This is a genomic window from Leclercia adecarboxylata (assembly GCF_035787115.1).
GTDB lineage: Bacteria > Pseudomonadota > Gammaproteobacteria > Enterobacterales > Enterobacteriaceae > Enterobacter > Enterobacter adecarboxylatus_E.
The window spans coordinates 512,732-538,054 of sequence record NZ_JALKTL010000002.1; the positions used below are offsets into that span (position 1 = coordinate 512,732).

The following is a 25,323-nucleotide window of genomic DNA, read 5'->3' on the forward strand; positions in this document are numbered from 1 at the left end:
GAAACCGCGCTTAGCGCTGGCGACGTTTAGCGTTGTCCATAAAGGTCCAGGCGATAAAGCGGCTCTGCTTCTGCCCCTGGGCCATCTCTTTTTTCACTACTTTCACCGCCCCGACGTCGGTCAGAGCGCGGTACAGCGGCGGCAGATTTTCGCTGCGGGAGACCAGGGTGGTGAACCACTTCACCTGGCGGGCAAACTGCGCGCTTTCGGCAATCATCTTCGTGATAAAGGCCACTTCGCCCCCCTCGCACCACAGCTCCTGCTGCTGGCCGCCAAAGTTCAGCGCGGCATCCGCCGCCTGACCCAGATTGCGGCGCTTACGCTCGCTGCCTGCCCGGGCGGATTCAGCGGAATCATGGAACGGCGGGTTGCACAGGGTGGCATCGTACTGTTCGTTTTTATGGATAATGCCGGTGAAGATCGCCGTGGCGTCTTTCTGACGACGCAGACGGATGGCGCGGCTCATACCGGGACTGGCGTTAATGATGCCGGTGGCATTGGCAAAAGCCTGCGGATCCACTTCGCTGCCGGTAAAGCGCCAGCCATATTCATGCACGCCAATCAGCGGATAAATCAGATTCGCGCCGGTGCCGATATCCAGCACAGTCGCTTCTGCAGGGACAACGCCGTCATTGCCTTCCGCCAGCAGATCGGCGAGATGATGGATGTAGTCGGCACGCCCCGGAACCGGCGGGCAGAGATAGCCGTCCGGAATATCCCACTGTGTCACCCCGTAGAAATGCACCAGTAGCGCTTTATTCAGCGTCTTCACCGCCTGCGGATCGGCAAAGTTCACCGTCGGCTCGCCTGCGGGCGTCCGGGTGATAAATTCGCGCAGCGCCGGACAGCTCTCGCATAAGGCATTCATGTCGTAACGGCTACGGTGGCGGTTGCGTGGGTGCAACCCCGGCTTCTGGGATGTCATGGCGTTCTCCTGTAAACAGCGGCGTAAGATACCCGTTGCGGGCGCGACGGTAAATATTTCTCTGCGCGACAGAATAAAACACCAAAAATCAGACACCTGTATGTCACTGATTTGTCATGGAAATGTCAAAATATGTCGTTCAAAAAACAAGCAGATCATCATCAATTTTTTGCACTAAATCACACTCTGAGCCGTTCTACACTTAGTGTGCATCACCCGTTGTCATTCAGAGGAAGTGATTATGAAAAAATACCTGGTAATGCTGACTGCCGCTTCTCTGGCAGGCGCGTCGTTTGCTGCATGGTCGATCGAATCACTGACCGGCGGCGATACGAGCCAACTCAGACCTGCGGGAACCGTACAGGTTTCCGGGGCAAGAACCCTCGACGACTTGCAGGACAAACTGGCTGAAAAAGCGCGTGAACAGGGCGCCAAAGGCTATGTTGTGAACTCTGCCAGCGGCGACGACACTATGTTTGGTACTGCCACGATTTACAAGTAATACCCCCCTCTCTGCACTGCACACTGCATCCCCCGGGGTGCAGTTCGTTTTTTACCCGAAATCCACTTTGTGAAGTTTTTTAGCAGGTAATGTAAATTTGTGTATTTCCTTTTGTTGGCGAGAGTGATAAAAAGTCACGCCAAATGATAATGTTTATCAAAATTATTATCATTTGTAGGTTCATTACGCATATTCACGTGGCACAGGATCGGGCGCAGACCTGCCTGACAGCGTAATGGAAACTCAATACTAAAAATTATAAGTCGCTAAACAATATGGATAAAAATCGCAACGTTCCGAACAGCTTTAACTCGCTGACCTTTTTCGCGGGTCTGTGTATCGGTCTTTCCCCGGTGACGACGGCACTTGCCGCAGACAACCCGGAGACTAAGCCCGACGACACGCTGGTGGTAGAAGCGGCACAGCCTTCGCTGTATGCTCCGCAAAAATCCGCAGACGCCAAATTCAGCCGTCCGGTGGCCGACACCACGCGTACCATGACCGTCATCTCTGAGCAGGTGTTGAAGGATCAGGGCACCACCAATCTGACCGACGCGCTGAAAAACGTTCCGGGTGTCGGCGCCTTCTTTGCCGGTGAAAACGGCAACTCAACCACCGGTGACGCGGTGTACATGCGCGGCGTGGACACCTCAAACAGCATTTACGTTGACGGTATCCGCGACATCAGCACCACCACCCGCGACACCTTCAACACCGAGCAGGTGGAAGTGATCAAAGGGCCATCCGGCAGCGATTACGGACGCAGCGCCCCGAGCGGCTCGATCAATATGATCAGCAAGCAGCCACGTCTTGATTCCGGTATTGATGCCTCCGCCAGCATCGGCAGCGCGTATATGCGTCGTGGCACCCTCGACATTAACCAGGTGATGGGCGATACCTCGGCGTTTCGCCTGAATCTGATGGGTGAAAAGACCCACGATGAAGGGCGCGATAACGTTAAAAACGAGCGCTACGGCGTGGCCCCTTCCCTCGCCTTTGGTCTGGGAACGGAAAACCGCCTCTACCTGAACTACCTGCACGTCACCCAGCACAATACCCCGGATGGCGGTATTCCGACCATTGGGCTGCCGGGCTACTCTGCGCCATCGGCGGGTACCGCGGCGCTGAATCACTCCGGCAAGGTGGACACCAGCAACTTCTACGGCACCGATTCCGATTACGACGACTCCACCTCTGACACCGCCACGATGCGCTTTGAGCACGACTTCAATGACAATACCACCCTGCGCAATACCACACGCTGGTCGCGGGTGAAGCAGGATTACCTGATGACCGCCGTGATGGGTGGCGCCACCAACATCACCCAGCCGGACCGCAACGACGTGGACACCTGGACCTGGTCACGTAACGCTAACACCAAAGATGTCAGTAACAAGATCCTCACCAACCAGACCAACCTGACCACCAGATTCTATACCGGCAGCGTCGGTCACGATATCAGCACCGGGGTGGAGTTCACCCGCGAAACCCAGACTAACTACGGCGTGGATGCCATTACCCCGCCGCCGGTGAATATCTATCACCCGAACAGCAGTATCGACATCGGCGGTCTGAACAACAGCGGCGCCAACGCCAATGGCCGGACCGATACCTTCGGGATTTACGCCTTTGATACCCTGCAAATTACCCGTGACTTCGAGCTGAACGGCGGCATTCGCCTCGACACTTATCATACCGAGTATGACAGCGCCAGCATCTGCGGCGGCACGGGGCGCGGCGCTGTAGCCTGCCCGGCCGGTACGCCGAAAGGCTCGCCGGTCACCACGGTGGATACCGCCACCTCGGGTAACCTGGTCAACTGGAAAGCCGGGGCGCTTTATCATCTGACAGAGCACGGCAATGTGTACGTTAACTACGCCATCTCCCAGCAGCCCCCGGGCGGCAATAACTTCGCCCTGGCCCAGGGCGGCACCGGCAACAGCGCCAACCGCACCGACTTTAAGCCGCAGAAGGCCAAAACCAGCGAGCTGGGTACCAAGTGGGAAGTGCTGGATAAACGTCTGCTGCTGACCGCGGCGGTCTTCCGTACCGATATCGAAAACGAAGTCGAGCAGAACGATGACGGCACTTACTCGCAGTACGGGAAAAAACGGATCGAAGGTTATGAATTGTCGGCCGCGGGCAACATTACTCCAGCCTGGCAGGTGATCGGCGGTTACACCCAGCAGCGCGCCAGCGTGCGCACCGGCGATAACGTGGCGCAGGATGGCACCTCTTCTCTGCCCTATACCCCGGAACATGCCTTTACGCTGTGGAGCCAGTACCAGGCAACGGATGACCTCTCCGTTGGCGCAGGTGCCCGCTATATCGGCAGCATGCACCGTGGCTCTGACGGCGCGGTGGGTACGCCATCGTTCACCGAAGGTTACTGGGTGGCGGATGCCAAACTGGGCTATCGCGTCAACCGCAACCTCGACATGCAGCTCAACGTCTACAACCTGTTTGATGAGGACTATGTCGCTTCCATCAACAAGAGCGGCTACCGCTACCATCCGGGCGAACCGCGCACCTTTATGTTAACGGCGAACATGCACTTCTGATCCCGCGTGGGGCTTTGGCCCCACCTTTCGGAGAACCTTTTATGATGTATCACATTCCGGGCGTGCTGAACGCCGATGAGGTCGCGCAGTTCCGCTCTCAGCTGGAGCAGGCCCCATGGATTGACGGACGCGCCACCGTGGGCAACCAGGGCGCGCAGGTGAAAAACAACCAGCAGGTTGATACCCAAAGCCCGCTGTATACCACCCTGCAGGCCGCGGTATTGCAGGCGGTGAATCAGCACCCTCTCTTTTTCGCCGCTGCCCTGCCGCGCCAGATCTCCAGCCCGCTGTTTAACCGCTACCAGCAGCAGGAGACCTACGGTTTTCACGTTGACGGCGCCGTGCGCAGCCACCCGCAAAGCGGCTGGATGCGCACCGATCTCTCCGCCACCCTCTTTTTAAGCGAGCCCGACAGCTACGAGGGCGGTGAGCTGGTGGTAAACGACACCTACGGCCAGCACAGCGTCAAGCTTCCTGCCGGGGATCTGGTGCTCTATCCCTCCAGCAGCCTTCACTGCGTGACGCCGGTGACCGGTGGCGTGCGGGTGGCCTCCTTTATGTGGATCCAGTCGATGATCCGCGACGATAAAAAACGCAGCATGCTGTTTGAACTGGACCGCAACATCCAGACCCTGCGCGCCCGGCATGGTGAAAGTGACGAAGTTCTCTCCCTGCTCAACCTCTATCACAACCTGCTGCGTGAATGGTCTGAAATCTAGCCCTTCGCCTTGATTGTACGTTTTTTGACCCCATAGTTACTTTACAGGAAACATGCTGTCAGGAGGGGTATATGGCTTCCGGTTGGGCGAATGACGACGCCGTCAACGAACAGATCAACAGTACCATTGAAGATGCGGTTGCCCGGGCGCGGGGTGAAATCCCCAAAGGCGAGAGTCTGGAAAACTGCGAGGAGTGCGGCGAGCCGATCCCCGAAGCGCGGCGTAAGGCAGTGCCCGGCGTGCGGCTGTGCATCGCCTGCCAGCAGGAGAAAGATTCACATAATGCATCACATGCAGGATATAATCGCAGGGGATCCAAAGACAGCCAGCTGCGATGACTGCACTGACGGCTTCGGGGCACGCAAGCGTTTACTTTTTAGCGCACGATTTATAACCCCTGGTTTGGCAAAATGTGCCCTCATCGTCTCGTCTGTAAAGCGCAACCGCAAGATACGTAAATCCATTCATTGAATTTATTAATATTCAATAACTTATTTGTCATTCAAATTTTTCGAATAAGGATATCAATTCTCTTCGATTTTATCTCTCGCAAAAAAGCGTGATACTTATCACATCGACGGAACAACGTCCCCTTAACAGAATAACCTGCGAGATACTAACTATGAAAACCATCAAATATGCTGTTGCAGCTCTTGCCCTGACCACCCTCTCCTTCGGTGCCTTCGCGGCAGAATCTGTCACCGCGGCTCAGGCAAGCGGCATGAACAAAATTGGTGTGGTAAGCGCAGAAGGCGCAACCACGCTGGACGGTCTGGAAGCACGCCTGGCGGCCAAAGCAGAAGCCGCTGGCGCGACCGGTTACACCATCACTTCCGCTAACACCAACAACAAACTGAGCGGAACGGCGGTTATCTATAAATAACCCGACCCTTATCTCTGCCCCGCTCGCCGGTTCGCTGGCGGGCTGCTCCAACCCTCATTGACCCTGTTGTTATTTTTTGGCCCGTCCATCGCTGGACGGGCTTTTTTTTGCTAAAAACTCTGGTTAACCCGCGCCAGGCCAGCATCGACCGTCTCTGCCTGACCGCTCGCCAGCAGACAGCAGGCCATCTGTAGCTTCAGAGAGTGCGGCACCGCTTCGCGTCCGGCCAGACAGCCCTCTATCCAGCGCGCCGTGGTTTCGGCATCTTTCGCCTGCGGCAGAGAGACGTTGCTGTTCTCCTCCCCGCGCTCCAGCACTACCCGGGCGCCCGCGGCATCAATCAGCGTCTGCTGCGGGCAGCGCTGCGGATTGGCATACACTTCGCCTTCTGTGCCGTGCATCAGCAGCCCCCTGCCGCCGATATCGGCAAAAAAGGTCGCTACGCGGGTGACATATTCCGGGTGCGAGACGCTGGAGAGACGCAGCGCGGCATCTTCGGCAAAGGGCGTTGCCAGCTTCGCCAGGGTGTGGGCGCTGTTACGCACCCCCATGCGCCAGCGCATCGCCAGCTGTTTTTCCAGCGGCGGGCAGAGAGTGCTCACCGGAATATAGACCGGATGGTGCCCGTCCAGCTTCGCCTGTGCCTGACCGCCGTGGCGGGTAGGCTCAATGCCTAACAGGGTAAAAATGGTTTCGCTCAGCACGCGGGTCGGATCTTCACTCACCCCGTGCACCACCACCGGGAACCCCAGCTTGTGCAGCAGGATCGCCAGCAGCGGGGTCAGGTTGGCCTGCTTACGCGCGCCGTTATAGCTTGGGATCACCACCGGCATCGGCTTCGCGACGGGGGGCGTCAGCCGCAGGGTCTGCGACTGCATCGCCTCGTAAAAGCCGCGCATCTCCCCTTCGCCTTCGCCCTTAATGCGCAGGGCAATCAAAATGCCGCCCATCTCCAGGTCCGGCACCTCGCCGTTCAGCATCGCGGTATAGAGCGCCCGGGCGGTCTCCTGATCCAGGTCGCGGGCGTGGTTTTTTCCCCGGCCGACCTCTTTGATAATTTTGCGATAATCCACGATCGTTCTCCTTGTGACATCTTGTTAACACTATAGCGTTGATAAGGCGCCATCGGACAGACTTTTCTCTTATCGCTGCCAGGCGGAAGGAATACCATCCCTTTGTATTAGCAGGAAAAATTATATTTCAACAACTAATGAAATCACTATTGACCCGGTCAATAGTAATTCGTTTGCAATAAATTCCGTAAATTAGGCCCCGATAAAAAGCTGCCCGCTTAATTCATCAATAAATCACAACGGATGTTATTAACTCCGGAATTTTTCAGGAATTATTATGCGTAAAATTATCTCCGGCACCTTTATTGCCACAGCATTATGTTGTTCTGTCTCTGCCTGGGCTGCAAACAGCGGCGAGGGGCAAATTAATTTTACGGGTGAGATCATCGATTCTGCCTGCCAGGTGGTCAATGGCGTCAGCAGCCCGCTGGATGTTTCGCTGGGTAAAGTGTCGCAAACAGCCTTTACCGGTTCCGGCTCTACCACCGGCACCATCCGTTTTGATATACAGCTCAAAGATTGCCCCGAGAGTATCACCAGCGCCGCCATTACCTTTGGCGGCTCTGCAGATGGCAGCAATACTAACGTGCTGGCGGTCACGCCGGGTACCGGCGCGGCAACCGGCGTGGGAATTCAGCTGCTGGACAAAACAGAAAATCCGCTGAGCCTGTATACCGCCTCGACCAGCTACGCACTCCAGTCTGGCACCACCACCAACGATCTGGTCTTTGGCGCACGCTATATCCAGACCGGCAGCACGATTACTGCCGGCCCGGCGAATGCCGTCTCCACCTTTACCGTCATGTACAACTAACCCTGTCGCGCCTGGCTATCGGTCAGGCGCGGTGCTTTATTCAGAGTCCCGCCATGCGTAAATCTGTTTTCATCGCCTCCCTGTTATTAATAACCACCGCCGCTCACGCCGGGGTAATTATCGAAGGGACCCGTTTAATTTATCAGGGAGATAAAAAAGAAGCGTCGCTGGGAGTTTCTAACCCGGATACCCTCGACTATCTTGTGCAATCCTGGGTGGAAAGCGTCGATAACGCGCGGGAAAAAACGCCTTTCCTTATTACTCCGCCGCTGTTTCGCCTGGATGGACGCCGGGATAACGTTCTGCGCGTGGTGCGCACCGGGGGCAATCTGCCAGCCGATCGCGAGTCGCTCTACTGGCTGAATATCAAAACGATTCCGTCCACCTCCCGGGAAGAGAGCAGCAACACCCTGCAAATCGCCATCAAAACGCGCATCAAGCTGATCTATCGCCCGACGGGCATCAAGGGTAAGCCGGACGAGGTTGCCAGCACATTACGCTGGCATAAACAGGGCAATAACCTGGTGGTGAGTAACCCGACGCCCTTTTACATGAATTTCCAGGCCATCACCCTGAACGGCAAAAAAGTCGACAACGTTACCTGGGTTGCCCCTTACAGTGAGGCGCACTTTGCGGTTCCGGGCGGGATCGGCGGCACCCGCGTCAGCTGGAAGATCATCAATGACTATGGCGCGGTGAGCCACGCCTGGTCTGCCAGCCTGCAGTAACGGCTTACGCCGCCGGACGTCGCCATGCCCTGGGACTATTCCACCAACGCGCCACGTCGCCCCCTGCGCGCCCTGCTGGTTGCGCTGGGCTGCGCAGCGCTGAGCGTTGGGGTTCAGCAGGTGCTGGCGGCGGATTACTTCAACCCGGCGCTGCTGGATATCGATACTCCTGGTCAGGGCAAGACCGACCTTTCGCTGTACGAGTCTGGCCCGGGCATTGCGCCCGGGAGCTATCAGGTGGATGTGTATGTGAATAACAACAAGGTCGCCAGTAAAAAGATCGCCTTTGGCCTGCAAAAGTCAGCCAGGGGAGAGACCACTCTGCAACCCTGTCTGTCCGCAGAGACCCTCAAAAGCCTGGGTATCCAGAGCGATAAATTCAGCGTCACCCGGGGTGATGACTGTGTCGATCTCTCTGGGTTACCTGCCGCCAGCGCCACCTTTCGCCCGGGCCCGCAGCAGCTGCTGCTGAGTATCCCGCAGGCGGCGATTACGCCAGTGCCCCACGGTTATGTGGCCCCCGACGAGATGGATAACGGCATCAACGCCTTTCTGCTCAACTACGGCTACGCCGTCGGGGATAGCCGCAGCCGGGGAGATGAAGGTGAGCATCAACGCAACGAATACCTGAACCTGCGTCCGGGGCTGAACCTCGGCGCCTGGCGTCTGCGCAACTACTCCACGTGGAGCCAGACCCGCGACGATCGCACTACCCAGCGGGATTTCTCGTCGGTGTACAGCTATGCGCAGCGCAATATTGTGTCGCTGGGTAGCGTGGTCACCCTCGGGCAGAGCGCCACGCCTTCCGACGTGTTTGACAGCCTGTCGTTCACCGGGGCGCAGATCGCCTCGGACGATGACATGCTGCCGGACAGCATGAAAGGCTTTGCCCCGCGCATTCGTGGCGTGGCGCACAGCAATGCCCAGGTGGTGGTGCGCCAGAACGGCTACGTGATCTACCAGAACTATGTAGCCCCCGGCGCGTTTGAGATTAACGATCTTTACCCCACCGGCGGCAGCGGCGATCTCAACGTCACCGTGAAAGAGACCGACGGCAGCGAGCAGCATTTTGTGGTGCCCTACGCCTCGGTGCCGGTGTTGCAGCGCGAAGGCCGCTTCAAATACAGCCTGACCGGCGGCCGCTATCGCAGCTATGACCACAGCGTGGAGACCACTCCGTTTTTACAGGGCACCGGGATATACGGCCTGCCGTACGATCTCACCGCCTATGGCGGCATCCAGACCAGCCGGTATTACGATGCCCTGGCGCTCGGCACCGGAAAAAACATCGGCGACTGGGGAGCGTTTTCGGTGGATGTCACCGGGGCCAAATCGCAGATGCAGGGGCAAAAAACGACCCGGGGCCGCGCCTGGCGGGTGCGCTACAGCAAGGATTTTGCCAGCACCGGTACGCATTTTACGGTAGCCGGATATCGCTACAACAGCGCCGGTTTTGCCACTATGGCGGAGGTGTTTGACTCGCATACCCACAACGACGACTGGACGCCTGCCGACCAGCGGCGCACTCGCCAGGAAGCGACAGTCGATCAGACCCTGGGCGGGGCCTTTGGCTCGATGACGTTAAGCCTGGTAAAGGAGAGTTACTGGCACAGCGACCAGAGCATGACCTCCCTCAGCCTCGGCTATAACGGCAGCTGGCGCGGCATCAGCTATGGCATCAACTATGGTCTGAGCAAAAATACCGCGGATAACCAGGATGATAACGATCGGGGCAACGAGCAGACTCTCGCCTTTAACGTCTCGGTGCCGCTGGATCGCTGGCTGAGCAACGCCTGGGTCAATTACACCCTCAACAGCAGCAGGCATGATACCAGCCAGAGCGTTGGCCTGAGCGGCACCGCGCTTGCCGACAATAATCTCAGCTGGGGCGTGCAGCAGGGCTACAGCCACACCAGCGGGGACAGCAGCAACCTGAACACCGATTACAAAGCCACCTACGGCGAAATGACGGCGGGCTATTCACAGGACAACCAGCAGCGCCAGCTTAACCTTGGCGTACAGGGCAGCATGATTGTTCACGCCAACGGCGTCACCCTCGGCCAGCCGATGGGCGATACCGTGGCGCTGGTGAAGGCGCCGGGCGCGAGCGGCACCGGAATCGACAACCAGACCGGGGTTGAAACCGACTACCGTGGCTACGCCATCGTGCCTTACGTCACGCCATACCACCACAACACCGTAGCGCTGGATACCGAAAGCCTGCCCGCCGGGGCCGACGTCGGCCAGGCGGCAAAAGTGGTGACCCCTACCCGGGGCGCAGTCGTCCGCGCAAGCTTTGATACCCGGGTCGGCAGTCGGGTGCTGCTGACCCTCACCCGCGCCGATGGTCGCCCGGTTCCCTTTGGCGCGACCGCCGCCCCCGCCCATGAGAGCGGTGAATTTATCGTGGGCGATGGCGGCCAGGTCTACCTGACCGGGATGCATGCTCGGGGTCAGGTCAACGTCAGCTGGGGCAAAGGCGCAGAGGCGCACTGCTCCGCCCATTACCAACTGCCGTCCCGCTCTGCGGATCCGGTGATTAGCATCACCGCGCAATGCACCTGATGGCGTCGAGGAGAAGATGAAAACATTCCGATACGGCGGCCTGCTGGCTCTGTTTGCCGCGCTGTTTCTGTTGATACCCCAGGCAAAAGCGGCCTGTACTACAGCCGATCTCCCCTGGAATGCTTCGCCGGGGGCGTTGAGCGTTCCCACGACGCTGGGCGTGGGCAACGCCATTCCCGGCTCCGTTCGCACCCACAGGGTAAACGGCACCTGCGATGAAGCCGACAGCGGCAAGCCGATTGTCGCCTGTCATCTGGGCGAGGGCGAGGAGGTGCCGGGGATGCCTGGCGTCTACCGTAGCGGTATCGAAGGGATTGGCATTGAGCTACTCAATAGCGCCGGACAACCGGTACGGGGCCGCGCCGCCCACTGCGACAGCAGAAGCACGCCGCTGGGGTACGTCAGCAGCGACGGCTCCGGCACTTTTAACGTGTCGCTCACGATGCAGCTGATCAAAACCGCCAGCACCACGGGTGAGCAGTCAACCAGGATACGCAACGGCATCTGGTCGCTTAGGATCTACCCGGATCAGCAGCTCGGCCAGCTGAATGCCGTGCGCTACGGCGGCCGTCTGGCGCTGAAGGCGACGACCTGCTCGGTGGATCCGAAAAGCTTGGTCATTAAGCTGGGGAATTTTCCAGTCACTCTCTTTACCCACGTCGGCAGCACCAGCGGCTGGCAAAGCTTTAACCTGACGGCAACGTGCACCGACACAGTCACCATGACCGCCCGGGTTACCAGCGCCAACGGCAGCACCTCCATCGGCGAAGGGGATGATGTACTGAATCTGACGCCAGGCAGCGACAGCGCCACCGGTGTCGGGGTACGAATGCTGGTGGGCGGGGTGAAACTGCGCTACGACTACCCCATCCCCTTTGGCGATCGGACCGTCCCCAACCAGCCGTTCGACCTGCCCTTCCTGGTACAGTACTACCAGACGAGCGACCAGGTGACCGCCGGGAGAGCCAATACCATTGCCACCCTCGACATTGAATACCAGTGAGGATTCCGATGAAATATGTCGCCCTGCTCATACTGCTGGCCAGCCTGCCTGCCCTGGCCACCGACGTGATCCTCAGCATCAGAGGCAATATTTACGACACCGCCTGCGAGGTGGACAGTACCAGCCAGAACAAGGTGGTCGATCTCGGTCAGGCGGTGGCCAGCGATTTTAAGGCGGTGGGGGATACCGGGGTGTGGAAGAAGTTTGATATCACCATCTCTCACTGCCCGCAAAGCCTGACGCTGGCCACGATCAACCTGGAGGGGCAGCGCGATCTGATCCACCCGTTTAAGTTCGCGAACACCGGCACCGCCAGAGGGCTGGCGCTTGAGCTGGCTGACCGCACCGACAACATTATCCTGGCGCCGGAGGCGCGCTTTAATGCGGTGATCGATCCCATCACCCACACCGCCGATTTCCCGATGGCGGCACGCTATTACGCGTCACACACCCCGGTCACCGCCGGCGAGTTTTCAAGCCAGGTACAGTTTACCTTCACTTACCAGTAGGACCGCGCCTCTTAGCATGGATGCTTTTCTTGCGCCCGGCAGCCAGTTTTGCCGGGCGTTTTTTTACCTCCGGCACATCGGGCTGTTCGATGGGAAAGATCGGCAGGGCGTTCAGTAAGCGCTTGCCGTAATTTTTGGTCAGCAGCCGTTTATCGTAGATCACCACTTCACCCCAGCAGCTGTGGCTGCGGATGAGACGCCCCACCTGCTGGATGAGATTGAACGACGCCGCGGGCAGGCTCTGCACCTCAAACGGGAAGCGGTTCAGGCTTTTCAGCCACTCCCCCTCGGTGAGCACCACCGGGCTGTCGATGGGCGGAAAGGCAATCTTGTGAATATGCACCTGGGTCAGGTAGTCGCCTTTGAGATCCAGCCCTTCGGCAAAGGACTGCAACCCCACCAGCACGCTGCGCTCCCCGGCCTCAATGCGTTTACGGTGCAGTTCCACCAGCCGGTAGCGGGGCTGATCGCCCTGCACCAGCAACAGCAGACGCAGGTCGGTGACGAAGGTTAAAAACAGCTGCATCGCCCGGGCACTGGCGAACAGCACCAGCATGCCGGGATATTTTTTGCTTTCCAGCTGTTCGCGGAAGTAGGCCGCCATTTCAGCGAGGTGCTGCGCTTCGTTGTCGATCAGCGGCTCATAGTGCATGCGCGGGATCACCAGTTTGCCCTGCTCGCAGTGGTTGAACGGTGAATCGAGGGCCACAAAGCGATCCCCTGCTTTTTCCTTCAGGCCGCTCATCTCCTGCAAACGGGAGAAGCTGTTCAGCGAGCGCAGCGTGGCGGAGGTGACCACCACATGCGGAACGCTGCGCCAGAGCAGCTTTTCCAGCTGATCGCTGACGCGAATGCCCGCGCAGTGCATGAACAGATGCACCTGCCCTTCTTTGACCTCACGCGTCGCCCATTTGGTGACCGGCGCCCCGGAGGCCTGAGCCATCGACGCTAACCGCCACAGCTTGCTTTGTCCTTCAAACATGCCCAGCGCGCGGTTCATCTGCAACAGTACCCGGTGGACGCGCACCACGTCATGGGTGCCGGTTTTTTCACTGAGATCGTTTAAAAACAGCTCCGCCAGCCCGCGCAGCTTTTCGACAAGCTGCGCCAGCTCGCGACAGATAGTCATGATCTCATCCGGCAGCTCGCCCATCTCAAAGCGGTGCTCCGCGTCCGCGCCGGGCGGAAGATAGAGATTAAGCATGTTATTGAGCGTGGCGATATGGCTGTAAATCGTTTCGCAGTGCTCGCTGAGGCGCTCCGGAATGGCCAGCGGCGGGATGGTCTTCGGGCGGAACTGATCCATGCAGGTCGCCACCAGCTTGCAGAACAGATCGAGCTGCAGGCGGAACCAGGGCGCGGTGATCTCGGCGCTCATCTCCAGCGCGTCGCGAGCCACATCCGGCAGATGATGGCCTTCATCCAGCACCAGCAGCAGGTTTTTTGGGTCCGGCAGCACCGCCTCGCTCTCCATGGCCGCCATTACCAGTGCGTGGTTGGCAACCACCACTTCGGCCTCCTGGATCTCGCGGCGGGCGACAAAGAACGGGCATTCGCGATAGTAGTGGCAGTTGCGGTTCAGACAGCTGGCCTTGTCGGTACTGAGCCTGCGCCAGAGATCGTCGCTGAGCGCCTGATCGGTGTGATCGCGCAGGCCGTCCCATTTGTAGCTGTCGAGATCGGCCTTCAGCCGGGCGCACTGCTCCTGCTCGGCCTTGTTGTTAGGGGTCAGCTCGTCATCCAGAAAGGCCAGCAGATCCTGCTGGCTGGGTTCGCTGCTGGCAAGCGCCGTTAAGTTGCGCGGGCAGACGTAGCGCCCGCGACCAAAGGCGGCGGTAAAGCGCAGCTCGGGAATGATTTTACGCAGCAGGGGGAGGTCTTTACTGTAGATCTGATCCTGCAGGGCGACGTTGGCGGTGCTGACCACCAGCGTCTTTTGTTCTTCCCGGGCAATGGCGATACCGGGAATCAGGTAGGACAGGGTTTTCCCGACGCCGGTCGGCGCCTCAATTGCCAGATGTCGGCCCTCGTCACCGGCCAGCGTTTTTGCCACATCGGCAATCATCTGCCGTTGCGGTGCGCGGGGAATGAAATCGGGGATCTGCTGTTGTAGCGCCTTATACCAGGCGGCAATTTGCGCTTTCAGCGCGGCGGTTAAAGCCATGATGAACCTGAAATACTGTATAAACAGCCACTATTGTGGCACTTTCTCAAGCGGGCCGCAAAAGAAAAGCCCGGCTTTACGACCGGGCTTCCAGATTACTGCGCGCTGGCAGGTTTACGCGGACGGCGTCGGCGCTGCCCTTCACCTGCCGGTTTCGCTTCGCCATCGCGACGCGGTGGCTTGCTGGCCGCTTTCGGCGCGCCGCCTTCGCTACGGCGCGGCTGCTGCTGTCCACGACCGCCGCCGCCCTGCCCGCGTCCACCGCCCTGCCCACGACCGCCCTGGCGTCCGTTCTGGATTGGCTCGGCCTTGATGGACGGATCAACCTCATACCCGTCGAGGGCAATCCGGGGGATCTCTTTTTTCAGCAGACGTTCGATGTCGCGCAGCAGTTTGAGTTCATCGACACAGACCAGGGACAGCGCTTCGCCCGTCGCCGCCGCACGGCCGGTACGGCCAATACGGTGGACATAATCTTCCGGCACGTTCGGCAGCTCGTAGTTCACCACGTGCGGCAGCTCTTCGATATCCAGGCCGCGGGCAGCGATGTCGGTTGCCACCAGCACGCGAATGTCGCCGGATTTGAAGTCGGCCAGCGCGCGGGTACGTGCCCCCTGGCTTTTGTTACCGTGGATCGCCGCGCTGCGGATCCCGTCTTTGTTCAGCTGTTCCGCGAGGTGGTTTGCGCCGTGCTTGGTGCGGGTGAAGACCAGCACCTGCTGCCAGTTGCCCTCGCCAATCATCTGGGACAGCAGCTCGCGCTTGCGCTTTTTATCCACCATGTGCACATGCTGGGTTACCTGCTCGGAAGCGGTGTTGCGACGCGCCACTTCTACTTCCAGCGGGTTGTGCAGCAGCTTTTCCGCCAGCCCTTTGATCTCATCGGAGAAGGTCGCGGAGAAAAGCAGATTCTGACGGCGTGACGGCAGTTTTGCCAGCACGCGACGAATATCGTGGATGAAGCCCATATCGAGCATGCGGTCAGCTTCGTCGAGCACCAGGATCTCCACGCTGTCGAGCTTAACGGCATTCTGATGTTCCAGATCCAGCAAACGGCCGGGCGTTGCGATCAGCACGTCCACACCGCCGCGCAGCTTCATCATCTGCGGATTGATGCTTACGCCGCCAAACACCACCAGCGAGCGGATATTGAGATAGCGGCTATACTCGCGCACGTTCTCACCCACCTGGGCGGCCAGTTCACGGGTTGGGGTCAGGATCAGGGCGCGCACCGGGCGACGACCTTTGGCGTGCGGTTCGCTCGAAATAAGGCGTTGCAGCATTGGCAGGGTAAAGCCTGCGGTTTTACCGGTCCCGGTCTGGGCGCTGGCCATCAGATCGCGGCCTGCCAGCACGGCGGGGATGGCCTGCTGTTGAATCGGGGTAGGTTCGCGGTAGCCCTGCTCCGCCACAGCGCGCAGGATTTCCGGGTTCAGGCCAAGGGTATCAAAAGACATAACAACTCCGAACCGCCCCGACCATTTTCAGGTGTAGTTTTCAGGGAGATAGTGACGAATAAAAGGACAAAAACCACGGTGTCGCGAAGCAGCGGAGTGTAGCAGCTTTTGTGACATGGCGCATAAAATATCCCGCCTGCGGGCGTTTCATCAGACAACAAAACTGGACAAGTTCAAAAAGTAGCCATAATCTTAATCAATCGATTGATTAATTTTGTGTGCCGCTATGAATCCAATCCCGACCACTACCAAAGGCGAGCAGGCCAAAAGCCAGTTAATCGCCGCCGCGCTGGCGCAGTTTGGCGAGTATGGGCTGCATGCCACCACCCGCGATATCGCGGCGCAGGCCGGGCAGAATATCGCCGCCATCACCTATTACTTTGGCTCGAAAGAGGATCTCTACCTCGCCTGCGCCCAGTGGATCGCCGATTTTATTGGCACCCAATTTCGCCCACACGTAGAGGAAGCCACCGCGCTGCTCGCACAGTCTTCGCCGGATCGCGCCGCCATTCGCGGGCTGATCTTAAATGCCTGCAACAATATGATTCAGCTGCTGACCCATGACGATACGCTGAACCTGAGTAAGTTTATCTCACGCGAGCAACTCTCGCCCTCCGCCGCTTATCAACTGGTACACGATCAGGTTATCGCCCCGATGCACTCCCACCTGACCCGGCTGGTGGCGGCCTATACCGGGCGAGATCCTCTGGATACGCAGACCATTTTGCATACCCACGCCCTGCTGGGCGAGGTGCTGGCCTTTCGCCTGGGGCGCGAAACCATCCTGTTACGTACCGGCTGGACCGAATTTGATGAGGATAAAGCCCTGCAGATCGGTCAGGTCATTACCTGTCATGTTGATTTAATTTTGCAGGGGTTAACGCAAAGGAGCCTGGAGTCATGAAGAAACCTGTCGCCATTATTGTGGCCGTGGTGGTTGTGTTGGCAGCCGGTATCGGCGGCTGGCTGTGGTATCAGAGCCAGCAGGATAAAACGCTGACTCTGTACGGCAACGTCGATATCCGCACCCTGAACATGAGCTTTCGCGTCGGTGGGCGGCTGGGCTCCCTGAACGTGGATGAGGGGGACGCTATTACCGCTGGCCAGACGCTGGGCGCGCTGGACCAGGCTCCGTACCAGAACGCGCTGTTGCAGGCCAGGGCGGGCGTGGCCGTGGCCCAGGCGCAGTACGATTTAATGCAGGCGGGCTACCGCGACGAAGAGGTGGCCCAGGCCGCCGCCGCCGTCAAACAGGCGCAGGCCGCCTATGACTATGCGCAGAACTTCTTTGTTCGCCAGCAGGGACTGTGGAAAAGCCGCACCGTGTCAGCCAACGATCTGGAAAATGCCCGCTCCTCGCGCGATCAGGCGCTCGCTACCCTGAAATCTTCCCAGGATAAGTTGCGCCAGTACCGCGCCGGCAACCGTGAGCAGGATATCGCTCAGGCAAAAGCCAGCCTCGAACAGGCCCAGGCCCAGCTGGCACAGGCCGAGCTGGATCTGCACGACACCACCCTGGTGGCCCCGGCCAACGGTACGCTGATGACCCGCGCCGTGGAGCCCGGCAGCATGCTTAACGCGGGCAGCACGGTGCTGACCCTGTCGTTAACCCGCCCGGTGTGGGTGCGGACCTATGTGAACGAAGCCAGCCTCGGGGAGGCTAAACCAGGGCGCGAGGTGCTGCTTTATACCGATGGCCGTCCGGACAAGCCCTACCACGGAAAAATCGGCTTTGTCTCACCGACCGCCGAATTTACGCCGAAAACCGTCGAAACCCCGGATCTGCGTACCGATCTGGTGTATCGCCTGCGCATTGTCGTCACCGATGCTGACGATGCCCTGCGCCAGGGGATGCCGGTGACCGTCAGCTTCGAGAATGGGCAAGGCCATGAGTGAGGCGGTGATCCAGCTTACCGGCCTGGTCAAACGCTTTGCCGGGATGGATAAACCCGCCGTCGCGCCGCTCGACTGCACGCTGCATAAAGGCTACGTCACCGGCCTGGTCGGCCCGGACGGCGCGGGTAAAACCACCCTGATGCGGATGCTGGCCGGGCTGCTGAAGCCTGACGAAGGCAGCGTCAGCGTGCTGGGACTCGACCCGGTCCGGGACGATCGCGCCCTGCACGCGATGCTGGGCTATATGCCGCAGAAGTTCGGCCTGTATGAAGATCTCACGGTGATGGAGAACCTGACCCTGTATGCCGACCTGCGCAGCGTGACCGGCGAGACGCGGGAGAAAACCTTTCAGCGCCTGCTGGAATTTACCTCGCTCGGGCCTTTTACCGGGCGGCTGGCAGGCAAGCTCTCCGGCGGCATGAAGCAAAAGCTGGGGCTCGCCTGCACCCTGGTGGGCGAGCCAAAGGTGCTGCTGCTGGATGAACCCGGCGTGGGCGTCGACCCTATCTCCCGCCGTGAGCTGTGGCAGATGGTGCATGAGCTGGCGGGTGACGGGATGTTAATTCTCTGGAGCACCTCCTATCTCGACGAAGCAGAGCAGTGCCGGGACGTGCTGCTGATGAACGAAGGGGAGCTGCTCTATCAGGGCGATCCCACTGCCCTCACCCAAAGCATGACCGGACGCAGCCTGCTGCTGCACTCGCCTCACGAAAATAACCGTCGCCTGCTGCAGCGGGTGCTGAAGCTGCCCCAGGTGAGTGACGGGATGATTCAGGGTAAATCGGTGCGGGTGATCCTCAAAAAAGAGGCCAGCGCCGATGACCTGCGCCAGAGCGCGGATCTGCCGGATCTGGCGATTGATGATACCGCCCCGCGGTTTGAAGATGCCTTTATCGATCTGCTCGGCGGCGCGGGAACCGCTGAATCCCCGCTGGGGGCGATCCTGCACACCGTGGAGGGCACGCCTGGCGAGACGGTAATCGAAGCTAAATCCCTGACCAAAAAGTTCGGTGATTTTGCTGCCACCGATGATGTGAACTTCGCTGTGAAGCGCGGCGAAATTTTCGGCCTGCTGGGGCCCAACGGCGCGGGGAAATCCACCACCTTTAAAATGATGTGCGGCCTGCTGGTGCCTACCGCCGGAAAAGCGCTGGTGCTGGATATGGATCTGAAAGTGAGTTCTGGCAAAGCGCGGCAGCATCTGGGCTATATGGCGCAAAAATTCTCGCTTTACGGCAATCTCACGGTTGAGCAGAATCTGCGCTTTTTCTCCGGCGTCTACGGCCTTCGCGGACGCGTACAGAATGAAAAAATCGCCCGTATGAGCGAGGCGTTTGGCCTGCGCCAGGTTGCCAGCCAGGCCACCGACGCGCTGCCGCTCGGGTTTAAGCAGCGGCTGGCGCTGGCCTGCTCCCTGATGCATGAGCCGGACATTCTGTTTCTTGATGAACCCACCTCCGGCGTCGACCCCCTCACCCGCCGGGAGTTCTGGTTGCACATCAACAGCATGGTGGAAAAAGGAGTTACGGTGATGGTCACCACCCACTTTATGGACGAGGCGGAGTACTGCGACCGGATTGGGCTGGTCTATCGCGGCAAGCTGATTGCCCACGGCACGCCCGACGATCTGAAAGCCCAGGTGGCAGACGAGCAACTGCCCGATCCCACCATGGAACAGGCGTTTATCACGCTGATTAATGACTGGGACAAGGAGCACGGCCATGGCTAACAATGCCCTCTCCTGGCGTCGGGTTCGCGCTCTGTGCATCAAAGAGACGCGGCAGATAGTGCGCGACCCGAGCAGCTGGCTGATTGCGGTGGTGATCCCGCTGCTGCTGCTGTTTATCTTTGGCTACGGCATTAATCTTGACTCCAGCAAGCTGCGGGTCGGGATCCTGCTGGAGCAGCACAGCGAAGAGGCGCTGGATTTTACCCATACCCTGACCGGTTCGCCCTATATCGACGCCACCATCAGCGACGACCGCCAGGGACTCATCCAGATGATGCAGGCCGGGCGCATTCGCGGGCTGATTGTGATCCCGGTGGATTTCGCGGCCCGTATGGCAAGCCCGGGTGACACCGCCCCCATACAGGTGATCACCGACGGCAGCGAGCCCAACACCGCCAACTTTGTACAGGGTTACTCGGAGGGGATCTGGCAGCTGTGGCAGATGCAACGGGCAGAAGATCGCGGCGAGACGTTTGAGCCGCTGATCGACGTCCAGACCCGCTACTGGTTTAACCCGGCGGCCATCAGCCAGCACTTTATTATTCCCGGCGCGGTGACCATTATCATGACGGTGATCGGCGCCATTCTCACCTCGCTGGTGATCGCCCGCGAGTGGGAGCGCGGCACCATGGAGGCGCTACTTTCCACCGAAGTGACGCGCACCGAACTGCTGCTGTGCAAGCTGATCCCGTACTACTTCCTCGGGATGCTGGCGATGCTGCTCTGCATGCTTGTCGCAGTGTTTATCCTCGGCGTGCCGTATCGCGGCTCGCTGCTGGTGCTGTTCATCATTACCAGCCTGTTTTTACTCAGCACCCTGGGGATGGGGCTGCTTATCTCCACCGTCACCCGCAACCAGTTTAACGCCGCCCAGGTGGCGCTGAATGCCGCGTTCTTGCCGTCGATTATGCTGTCCGGGTTTATTTTTCAGATCGACAGTATGCCGGCAGTGATCCGGGCGGTGACCTACATCATCCCGGCGCGCTATTTCGTCAGCACCCTGCAGAGCCTGTTCCTGGCGGGCAATATCCCGGTGGTGCTGATTGTGAATCTGCTGTTTTTGATTGCGTCAGCGGTGATGTTTATCGGCCTGACGTGGATGAAAACCAAACGGCGGTTAGATTAGGTTTCGCCCGGTGGCGCTTTCGCTTACCGGGCCTGCAAGACCTGTTGATTTGCAGGTGGGCAAGCGAAAGCGCCACCCGACAAGAGGACGACACTATGCTTTACCGTCTATGGACGCTGATCCGCAAAGAGCTGCAGTCTCTGCTGCGTGAGCCCCAGACCCGGGCAATTTTGATTCTGCCGGTGCTGATCCAGGTATTACTGTTCCCGTGGGCCGCGACGCTGGAGGTGACCAACGCCACCATCGCCATCTATAACGAAGATAACGGCAAGCATTCGGTGGAGCTGACCCAGCGCTTTGCCCGCGCCAAAGCGTTTACCCACGTGTTGCTCCTGAACAGCCCGCAAGAGATAAAGCCAACCATCGACACGCAAAAGGCGCTGCTGCTGGTGCGCTTCCCGGCCGATTTTTCCCGCAATCTCGACACCCTGCAAACGGCGCCCATGCAGCTGATCCTCGACGGGCGTAACTCTAACAGCGCGCAAATCGCCGCCAACTACCTGCAACAGGTGGTGAAGGAGTATCAGCAGGAGCTGATGGAGGGCAAACCCAAACCGAACAACAGCGAGCTGGTGGTGCGCAACTGGTATAACCCGAACCTCGACTACAAGTGGTTTGTGGTGCCATCGCTGATCGCTATGATCACCACCATTGGGGTGATGATCGTCACCTCGCTGTCGGTGGCCCGCGAGCGCGAGCAGGGCACCTTCGATCAGCTGCTGGTCTCCCCGCTGGCCACCTGGCAGATCTTTGTGGGTAAGGCGGTTCCGGCGCTGATCGTTGCCACCTTCCAGGCAAGCATAGTGCTGGCGATTGGCATCTGGGCCTATCACATCCCCTTTGCCGGATCGCTACTGCTGTTTTACTTCACGATGGTGATTTACGGGCTGTCGCTGGTGGGGTTTGGCCTGCTGATTTCAGCGCTCTGCTCGACCCAACAGCAGGCGTTTATCGGGGTATTCGTCTTTATGATGCCCGCCATTTTGCTCTCGGGCTATGTGTCGCCGGTAGAGAACATGCCGGTCTGGCTGCAGAATCTAACCTGGGTCAACCCGATCCGGCACTTTACCGATATCACCAAGCAGATTTACCTGAAGGATGCGAGTCTGGATATTGTGTGGGGGAGTTTGTGGCCGCTACTGGTGATAGCGGCCGTGACGGGCTCAGTGGCGTATGCGATGTTCAGGCGGAATATCGCGTAGCTTTTTGTCTCTGGTGAGCAGCGAAACCACCGCTGGCCCTGCAAGGATAGCCAGACCTGCAACGGCCAGCAAAAAGTTGTTTTGCAGTACCCGTGACAACAGCCACAACACAATGACCGCCGCACCAAAATACCAGGTGGTGGTGAGCTCTTCGAGCACGTCCGCCACTTCGCGCCAGCGCGCTTCATGATGACGCTGTAAAAAGAGCATCAACAGGACGGTCACGCCGTACAGCACGCATAATCCTAAGCCGACCCGCACCAGGGTACCGCTCATCCAGGCCATCACCAGTACGGCCACGACCAATAAATGCAACATAATCTGCCAGCAACTCAGGCCGGTTGCGACGCGAATGCGTTGTTGCCACTTCATGGCACTCTCCTGAAGGATTTTACTCTGCATGTTCAGACTATCGCACTTTACGGAAAATTCCGTAACACAGCACCTTTTTGTGACGACGACTACACTTTATTTTCATCAGGATAGTGACGCGGGAAGGAGTGTATGACCCAACAAACCCGGCATTTTTCGCTTAAAGTGTTAACAATCAATATTCACAAAGGATTTGCGGCTTTTAACCGCCGTTTCATTCTGCCCGAACTGCGTGACGCCGTGCGCACCGTCAGCGCGGATATTGTCTGCCTGCAGGAGGTGATGGGCGCGCATGAAGTGCATCCCCTGCATGTGGAAAACTGGCCCGATACCAGCCACTACGAATTTCTCGCCGACACCATGTGGAGCGACTACGCCTACGGGCGTAATGCCGTCTATCCCGAGGGGCATCACGGCAACGCCGTGCTCTCCCGCTACCCGATCGAACATTATGAAAATCACGATGTGTCGGTTGGCGAGAGTGAAAAGCGCGGGCTGCTCTACTGCCGGATCGGGATTCCGGAACTGGTCAGGCCGCTGCACGTGGCCTCGGTCCATCTTGGCCTGCGTGAAGCGCACCGGCAGGCGCAGCTGCAGATGATGAGCGAATGGGTTAATGGCCTGCCGGAAGGAGAGCCGGTGGTGGTCGCCGGAGATTTTAACGACTGGCGCCAGCGTGCCAGCCATCCGCTAAAAGTGGAGGCCGGGTTAGAGGAGATCTTTACCCTCGCCCACGGCAGGCCCGCCCGCACCTTCCCGGTGAGATTTCCGCTGCTGCGTCTGGACAGGATCTATGTCAAAAACGCCCATGCCAGCAGCCCTACCGCGCTGGCCCTGAGCAACTGGCGACACCTTTCCGACCATGCGCCGTTAAGTGCGGAGATCCATCTATGAAATGTTCATGGCAAAGCGGCAACCGAATAAAGCTGCTGGAAAATGGCGATCAATATTACCCCGCCGTGTTTGAAGCCATCGAAAACGCGCAAAGCCGGGTACTGCTTGAAACCTTTATCTGGTTTGAAGACAGCGTGGGGCGAAAACTGCATGCCGTGATCCTGCGCGCTGCTCAGCGCGGCGTGCATATCGAAGTCTTGCTCGACGGCTACGGCTCCCCCGATCTGAGCGACGATTTCGTCGGAGAACTCACCTCGGCAGGGGTGGTATTCCGCTACTACGATCCGCGCCCTCCCCTGCTCGGGATGCGCACCAACGTTTTTCGCCGCATGCACCGTAAAATTGTGGTGGTGGATGAGCAGGTGGCGTTTGTCGGCGGGATTAACTACTCCGCAGAACATATGTCGGACTATGGTCCGGAAGCCAAGCAGGATTACGCCGTCCAGGTCGAAGGACCTGTGGTGCAGGATATTTTACAGTTTGTGGTGGAAAACCTGCCCGGCAAAGCGGCAGTGCGCCGCTGGTGGAAGCGGCGCCATCGCCCCGAAGAGAACACCAAACCGGGGGAAGCCCAGGCGCTGTTTGTCTGGCGCGATAACGAAGAGCACCGGGATGATATCGAGCGCCATTACCTGAAGATGCTGACCAACGCCCGACGCGAAGTGATCATCGCCAACGCCTACTTCTTCCCCGGCTATCGTCTGCTGCACGCCATGCGTAACGCGGCGCGGCGCGGCGTGCGGGTTAAGCTGATTGTCCAGGGCGAGCCGGATATGCCGATAGTCAAGGTTGGCGCGCGCCTGCTTTACAACTATCTGGTGAAAGGTGGCGTAGAAATTTACGAATATCGCCGCCGCCCACTGCACGGCAAGGTGGCGCTGATGGACGATCATTGGGTGACCGTCGGCTCCAGCAACCTTGATCCCCTCAGCCTGTCGCTGAATCTGGAGGCCAACCTGATTATCCACGATCGCCAGTTTAACCAGACCCTGCGCGAAAATCTCACCACCATCATTGCCGAGGACTGCGTGCGGGTGGATGAGTCGATGGTGCCGAAACGTACCTGGTGGAATCTGGGCAAGAGCGTGGTGGTGTTCCACTTCCTGCGCCATTTCCCGGCGCTGGTGGGCTGGTTGCCAGCCCATACGCCCAAGCTGTCGCAGGTACCGCCGCCGGTGCAGCCTGAAATGGAGACCCAGGATCGTGTCGAGGCAGGCAATACGGGGGTAAAACCCTGATGAGTAAAAAACATTCGCGCTGGCATCTGGCAAAGAAGATCCTCACCTGGGTGTTTTTCATTGCCGTTGCGGTGCTGCTGGTGGTGTATGCCAAAAAGGTTGACTGGGCCGAGGTATGGAAGGTTATCCGCGATTACGATCGCCTGTCGCTGATGGGCGCGGTAGCGCTGGTGGTGGTAAGTTTCCTGCTGTACGGCTGTTACGATTTGCTGGGGCGGGTTTACTGCGGGCACAAACTGGCCAAGCGCCAGGTCATGCTGGTGTCGTTTATCTGCTATGCCTTTAACCTGACCTTAAGTACCTGGGTTGGGGGTATCGGCATGCGCTACCGGCTTTACTCCCGCCTGGGACTGCCCAGCGGCACCATCACCCGTATCTTCTCCCTGAGCATTACCACCAACTGGCTGGGCTACATCCTGTTGGGCGGGGTGATCTTCACTGCCGGCGTAGTGCAGCTGCCCGACCACTGGTATATCGATCAGTCCACGCTGCGCATTCTCGGTATCGTGTTGCTGCTGATGATCGCCGCCTATCTGTGGGCCTGTGCGTTCGCTAAGCGGCGCCATATGACCATTAAAGGGCAGAAACTGGTGCTCCCCACCTGGCGTTTTGCGCTGGCGCAGATGGGGATTTCAGCCGCTAACTGGATGGCGATGGGGGCCATTATCTGGCTGCTGATGGGCGAAGATATCAATTACTTCTTTGTGCTGGGCGTGCTGCTGGTAAGCAGTATCGCGGGGGTGATCGTGCATATTCCTGCCGGGATTGGGGTGCTGGAAGCGGTGTTTATCGCGCTGTTAGCGGGGGAGCATGTCTCTCACGGCACCATCATCGCCGCCCTGCTGGCCTATCGCATGCTCTACTACTTCCTGCCCCTGGGGCTGGCAACGGTCTGTTATCTGGTGCTGGAGAGCCGGGCGAAAAAGCTGCGGGCCAAAAACGAGAGAGAGATGGCGAAGTGAT

23 protein-coding genes are annotated in these 25,323 nt (G+C 58.9%); 18 read left to right on the plus strand and 5 right to left on the minus strand.

What is annotated here, in order from left to right:
- Nucleotides 1-10 precede the first annotated feature (10 nt).
- Nucleotides 11-925 (minus strand): 23S rRNA (adenine(1618)-N(6))-methyltransferase RlmF, encoded by a 915-nt coding sequence (gene rlmF / locus MXM41_RS09865; RefSeq protein ID WP_325931620.1) that lies wholly within the window; start codon nt 923-925, stop codon nt 11-13.
- Between the two features lie 241 nt (nt 926-1,166).
- Between rlmF and mcbA the strand changes: the two genes are divergently transcribed.
- From mcbA to ybiJ, 5 genes are all read left to right on the plus strand, one after another.
- The gene (gene mcbA / locus MXM41_RS09870) at nt 1,167-1,427 is read left to right on the plus strand and encodes a DUF1471 family periplasmic protein McbA (RefSeq protein WP_325931622.1); all 261 of its coding nucleotides are present in this window, start codon (nt 1,167-1,169) and stop codon (nt 1,425-1,427) included.
- Between the two features lie 275 nt (nt 1,428-1,702).
- Complete coding sequence (locus tag MXM41_RS09875; protein ID WP_325931625.1) at nt 1,703-3,988, plus strand: catecholate siderophore receptor Fiu; 2,286 nt, start codon at nt 1,703-1,705, stop codon at nt 3,986-3,988.
- Nucleotides 3,989-4,029: 41 nt separating this feature from the next.
- Nucleotides 4,030-4,707, plus strand: a complete 678-nt coding sequence (gene ybiX / locus MXM41_RS09880; RefSeq protein WP_325931628.1) for a PKHD-type hydroxylase YbiX — start codon at nt 4,030-4,032, stop codon at nt 4,705-4,707.
- 71 nt (nt 4,708-4,778) lie between these two features.
- Nucleotides 4,779-5,045, plus strand: coding sequence for a DksA/TraR family C4-type zinc finger protein (locus MXM41_RS09885; RefSeq protein WP_325931630.1), 267 nt, complete (start codon nt 4,779-4,781; stop codon nt 5,043-5,045).
- Between the two features lie 284 nt (nt 5,046-5,329).
- Nucleotides 5,330-5,590: a DUF1471 family protein YbiJ gene (gene ybiJ / locus MXM41_RS09890; RefSeq protein WP_039029400.1), complete on the plus strand. Its 261-nt coding sequence runs from the start codon at nt 5,330-5,332 to the stop codon at nt 5,588-5,590.
- 110 nt (nt 5,591-5,700) lie between these two features.
- Here ybiJ and ybiB read toward each other — a convergent pair whose 3' ends face one another.
- Nucleotides 5,701-6,663, minus strand: a complete 963-nt coding sequence (gene ybiB, locus MXM41_RS09895) for a DNA-binding protein YbiB (protein WP_325931632.1) — start codon at nt 6,661-6,663, stop codon at nt 5,701-5,703.
- Between the two features lie 277 nt (nt 6,664-6,940).
- Here ybiB and MXM41_RS09900 point away from each other — a divergent pair, with 277 nt between their 5' ends.
- The 5 genes from MXM41_RS09900 to MXM41_RS09920 are packed head-to-tail and all read left to right on the plus strand — an operon-like array spanning nt 6,941 to nt 12,282.
- Nucleotides 6,941-7,477 (plus strand): fimbrial protein, encoded by a 537-nt coding sequence (locus MXM41_RS09900; protein ID WP_325931634.1) that lies wholly within the window; start codon nt 6,941-6,943, stop codon nt 7,475-7,477.
- Nucleotides 7,478-7,530: 53 nt separating this feature from the next.
- Entirely contained in the window at nt 7,531-8,205 is a 675-nt protein-coding gene (locus MXM41_RS09905) for a molecular chaperone (RefSeq protein ID WP_325931636.1), read from the plus strand.
- 24 nt (nt 8,206-8,229) lie between these two features.
- Nucleotides 8,230-10,770 (plus strand): fimbria/pilus outer membrane usher protein, encoded by a 2,541-nt coding sequence (locus tag MXM41_RS09910; RefSeq protein ID WP_325931638.1) that lies wholly within the window; start codon nt 8,230-8,232, stop codon nt 10,768-10,770.
- 16 nt (nt 10,771-10,786) lie between these two features.
- Nucleotides 10,787-11,773, plus strand: coding sequence for a fimbrial protein (locus tag MXM41_RS09915; protein WP_325931639.1), 987 nt, complete (start codon nt 10,787-10,789; stop codon nt 11,771-11,773).
- Nucleotides 11,774-11,781: 8 nt separating this feature from the next.
- The gene (locus MXM41_RS09920; protein ID WP_325931640.1) at nt 11,782-12,282 is read left to right on the plus strand and encodes a fimbrial protein; all 501 of its coding nucleotides are present in this window, start codon (nt 11,782-11,784) and stop codon (nt 12,280-12,282) included.
- Here the strand turns inward: MXM41_RS09920 and dinG are convergent.
- Together dinG and rhlE are read right to left on the minus strand one after the other, a co-directional pair.
- Nucleotides 12,269-14,446 carry an ATP-dependent DNA helicase DinG gene (dinG, locus tag MXM41_RS09925; protein WP_325931641.1) on the minus strand — a complete coding sequence of 726 codons (2,178 nt, stop codon included), beginning with the start codon at nt 14,444-14,446 and terminating at the stop codon, nt 12,269-12,271. The genes MXM41_RS09920 and dinG overlap by 14 nt on opposite strands.
- Before the next feature lie 95 nt (nt 14,447-14,541).
- On the minus strand, nt 14,542-15,903 hold the full coding sequence (rhlE, locus tag MXM41_RS09930) for an ATP-dependent RNA helicase RhlE (protein WP_325931642.1): 1,362 nt from the start codon (nt 15,901-15,903) through the stop codon (nt 14,542-14,544).
- Between the two features lie 226 nt (nt 15,904-16,129).
- Between rhlE and cecR the strand changes: the two genes are divergently transcribed.
- The 5 genes from cecR (at nt 16,130) to MXM41_RS09955 (ending at nt 21,856) form a co-directional block, all read left to right on the plus strand.
- The gene (cecR, locus tag MXM41_RS09935; protein ID WP_325931644.1) at nt 16,130-16,807 is read left to right on the plus strand and encodes a transcriptional regulator CecR; all 678 of its coding nucleotides are present in this window, start codon (nt 16,130-16,132) and stop codon (nt 16,805-16,807) included.
- Nucleotides 16,804-17,799, plus strand: a complete 996-nt coding sequence (gene hlyD, locus MXM41_RS09940) for a secretion protein HlyD (protein ID WP_325931645.1) — start codon at nt 16,804-16,806, stop codon at nt 17,797-17,799. Before cecR ends, hlyD begins: the two co-directional genes overlap by 4 nt.
- The gene (locus MXM41_RS09945) at nt 17,792-19,528 is read left to right on the plus strand and encodes an ATP-binding cassette domain-containing protein (protein WP_325931646.1); all 1,737 of its coding nucleotides are present in this window, start codon (nt 17,792-17,794) and stop codon (nt 19,526-19,528) included. The genes hlyD and MXM41_RS09945 overlap by 8 nt, the downstream gene beginning before the upstream one ends.
- Nucleotides 19,521-20,654: an ABC transporter permease gene (locus MXM41_RS09950; RefSeq protein ID WP_325931647.1), complete on the plus strand. Its 1,134-nt coding sequence runs from the start codon at nt 19,521-19,523 to the stop codon at nt 20,652-20,654. The genes MXM41_RS09945 and MXM41_RS09950 overlap by 8 nt, the downstream gene beginning before the upstream one ends.
- Nucleotides 20,655-20,749: 95 nt before the next feature.
- On the plus strand, nt 20,750-21,856 hold the full coding sequence (locus tag MXM41_RS09955) for an ABC transporter permease (RefSeq protein ID WP_325931648.1): 1,107 nt from the start codon (nt 20,750-20,752) through the stop codon (nt 21,854-21,856).
- On the opposite strand, the gene MXM41_RS09960 is transcribed toward MXM41_RS09955, so the two are convergent.
- Nucleotides 21,818-22,228, minus strand: a complete 411-nt coding sequence (locus MXM41_RS09960; protein ID WP_325931649.1) for a YbhQ family protein — start codon at nt 22,226-22,228, stop codon at nt 21,818-21,820. The two genes, MXM41_RS09955 and MXM41_RS09960, sit on opposite strands and share 39 nt — an antisense overlap.
- Nucleotides 22,229-22,360: 132 nt before the next feature.
- Between MXM41_RS09960 and MXM41_RS09965 the strand changes: the two genes are divergently transcribed.
- The 3 genes from MXM41_RS09965 to MXM41_RS09975 are packed head-to-tail and all read left to right on the plus strand — an operon-like array spanning nt 22,361 to nt 25,322.
- Nucleotides 22,361-23,122 carry an endonuclease/exonuclease/phosphatase family protein gene (locus MXM41_RS09965; protein ID WP_325931650.1) on the plus strand — a complete coding sequence of 254 codons (762 nt, stop codon included), beginning with the start codon at nt 22,361-22,363 and terminating at the stop codon, nt 23,120-23,122.
- Nucleotides 23,119-24,360, plus strand: coding sequence for a cardiolipin synthase ClsB (gene clsB, locus MXM41_RS09970; protein WP_325931651.1), 1,242 nt, complete (start codon nt 23,119-23,121; stop codon nt 24,358-24,360). Before MXM41_RS09965 ends, clsB begins: the two co-directional genes overlap by 4 nt.
- On the plus strand, nt 24,360-25,322 hold the full coding sequence (locus MXM41_RS09975) for a YbhN family protein (RefSeq protein ID WP_325931652.1): 963 nt from the start codon (nt 24,360-24,362) through the stop codon (nt 25,320-25,322). The genes clsB and MXM41_RS09975 overlap by 1 nt, the downstream gene beginning before the upstream one ends.
- Nucleotide 25,323 lies beyond the last annotated feature (1 nt).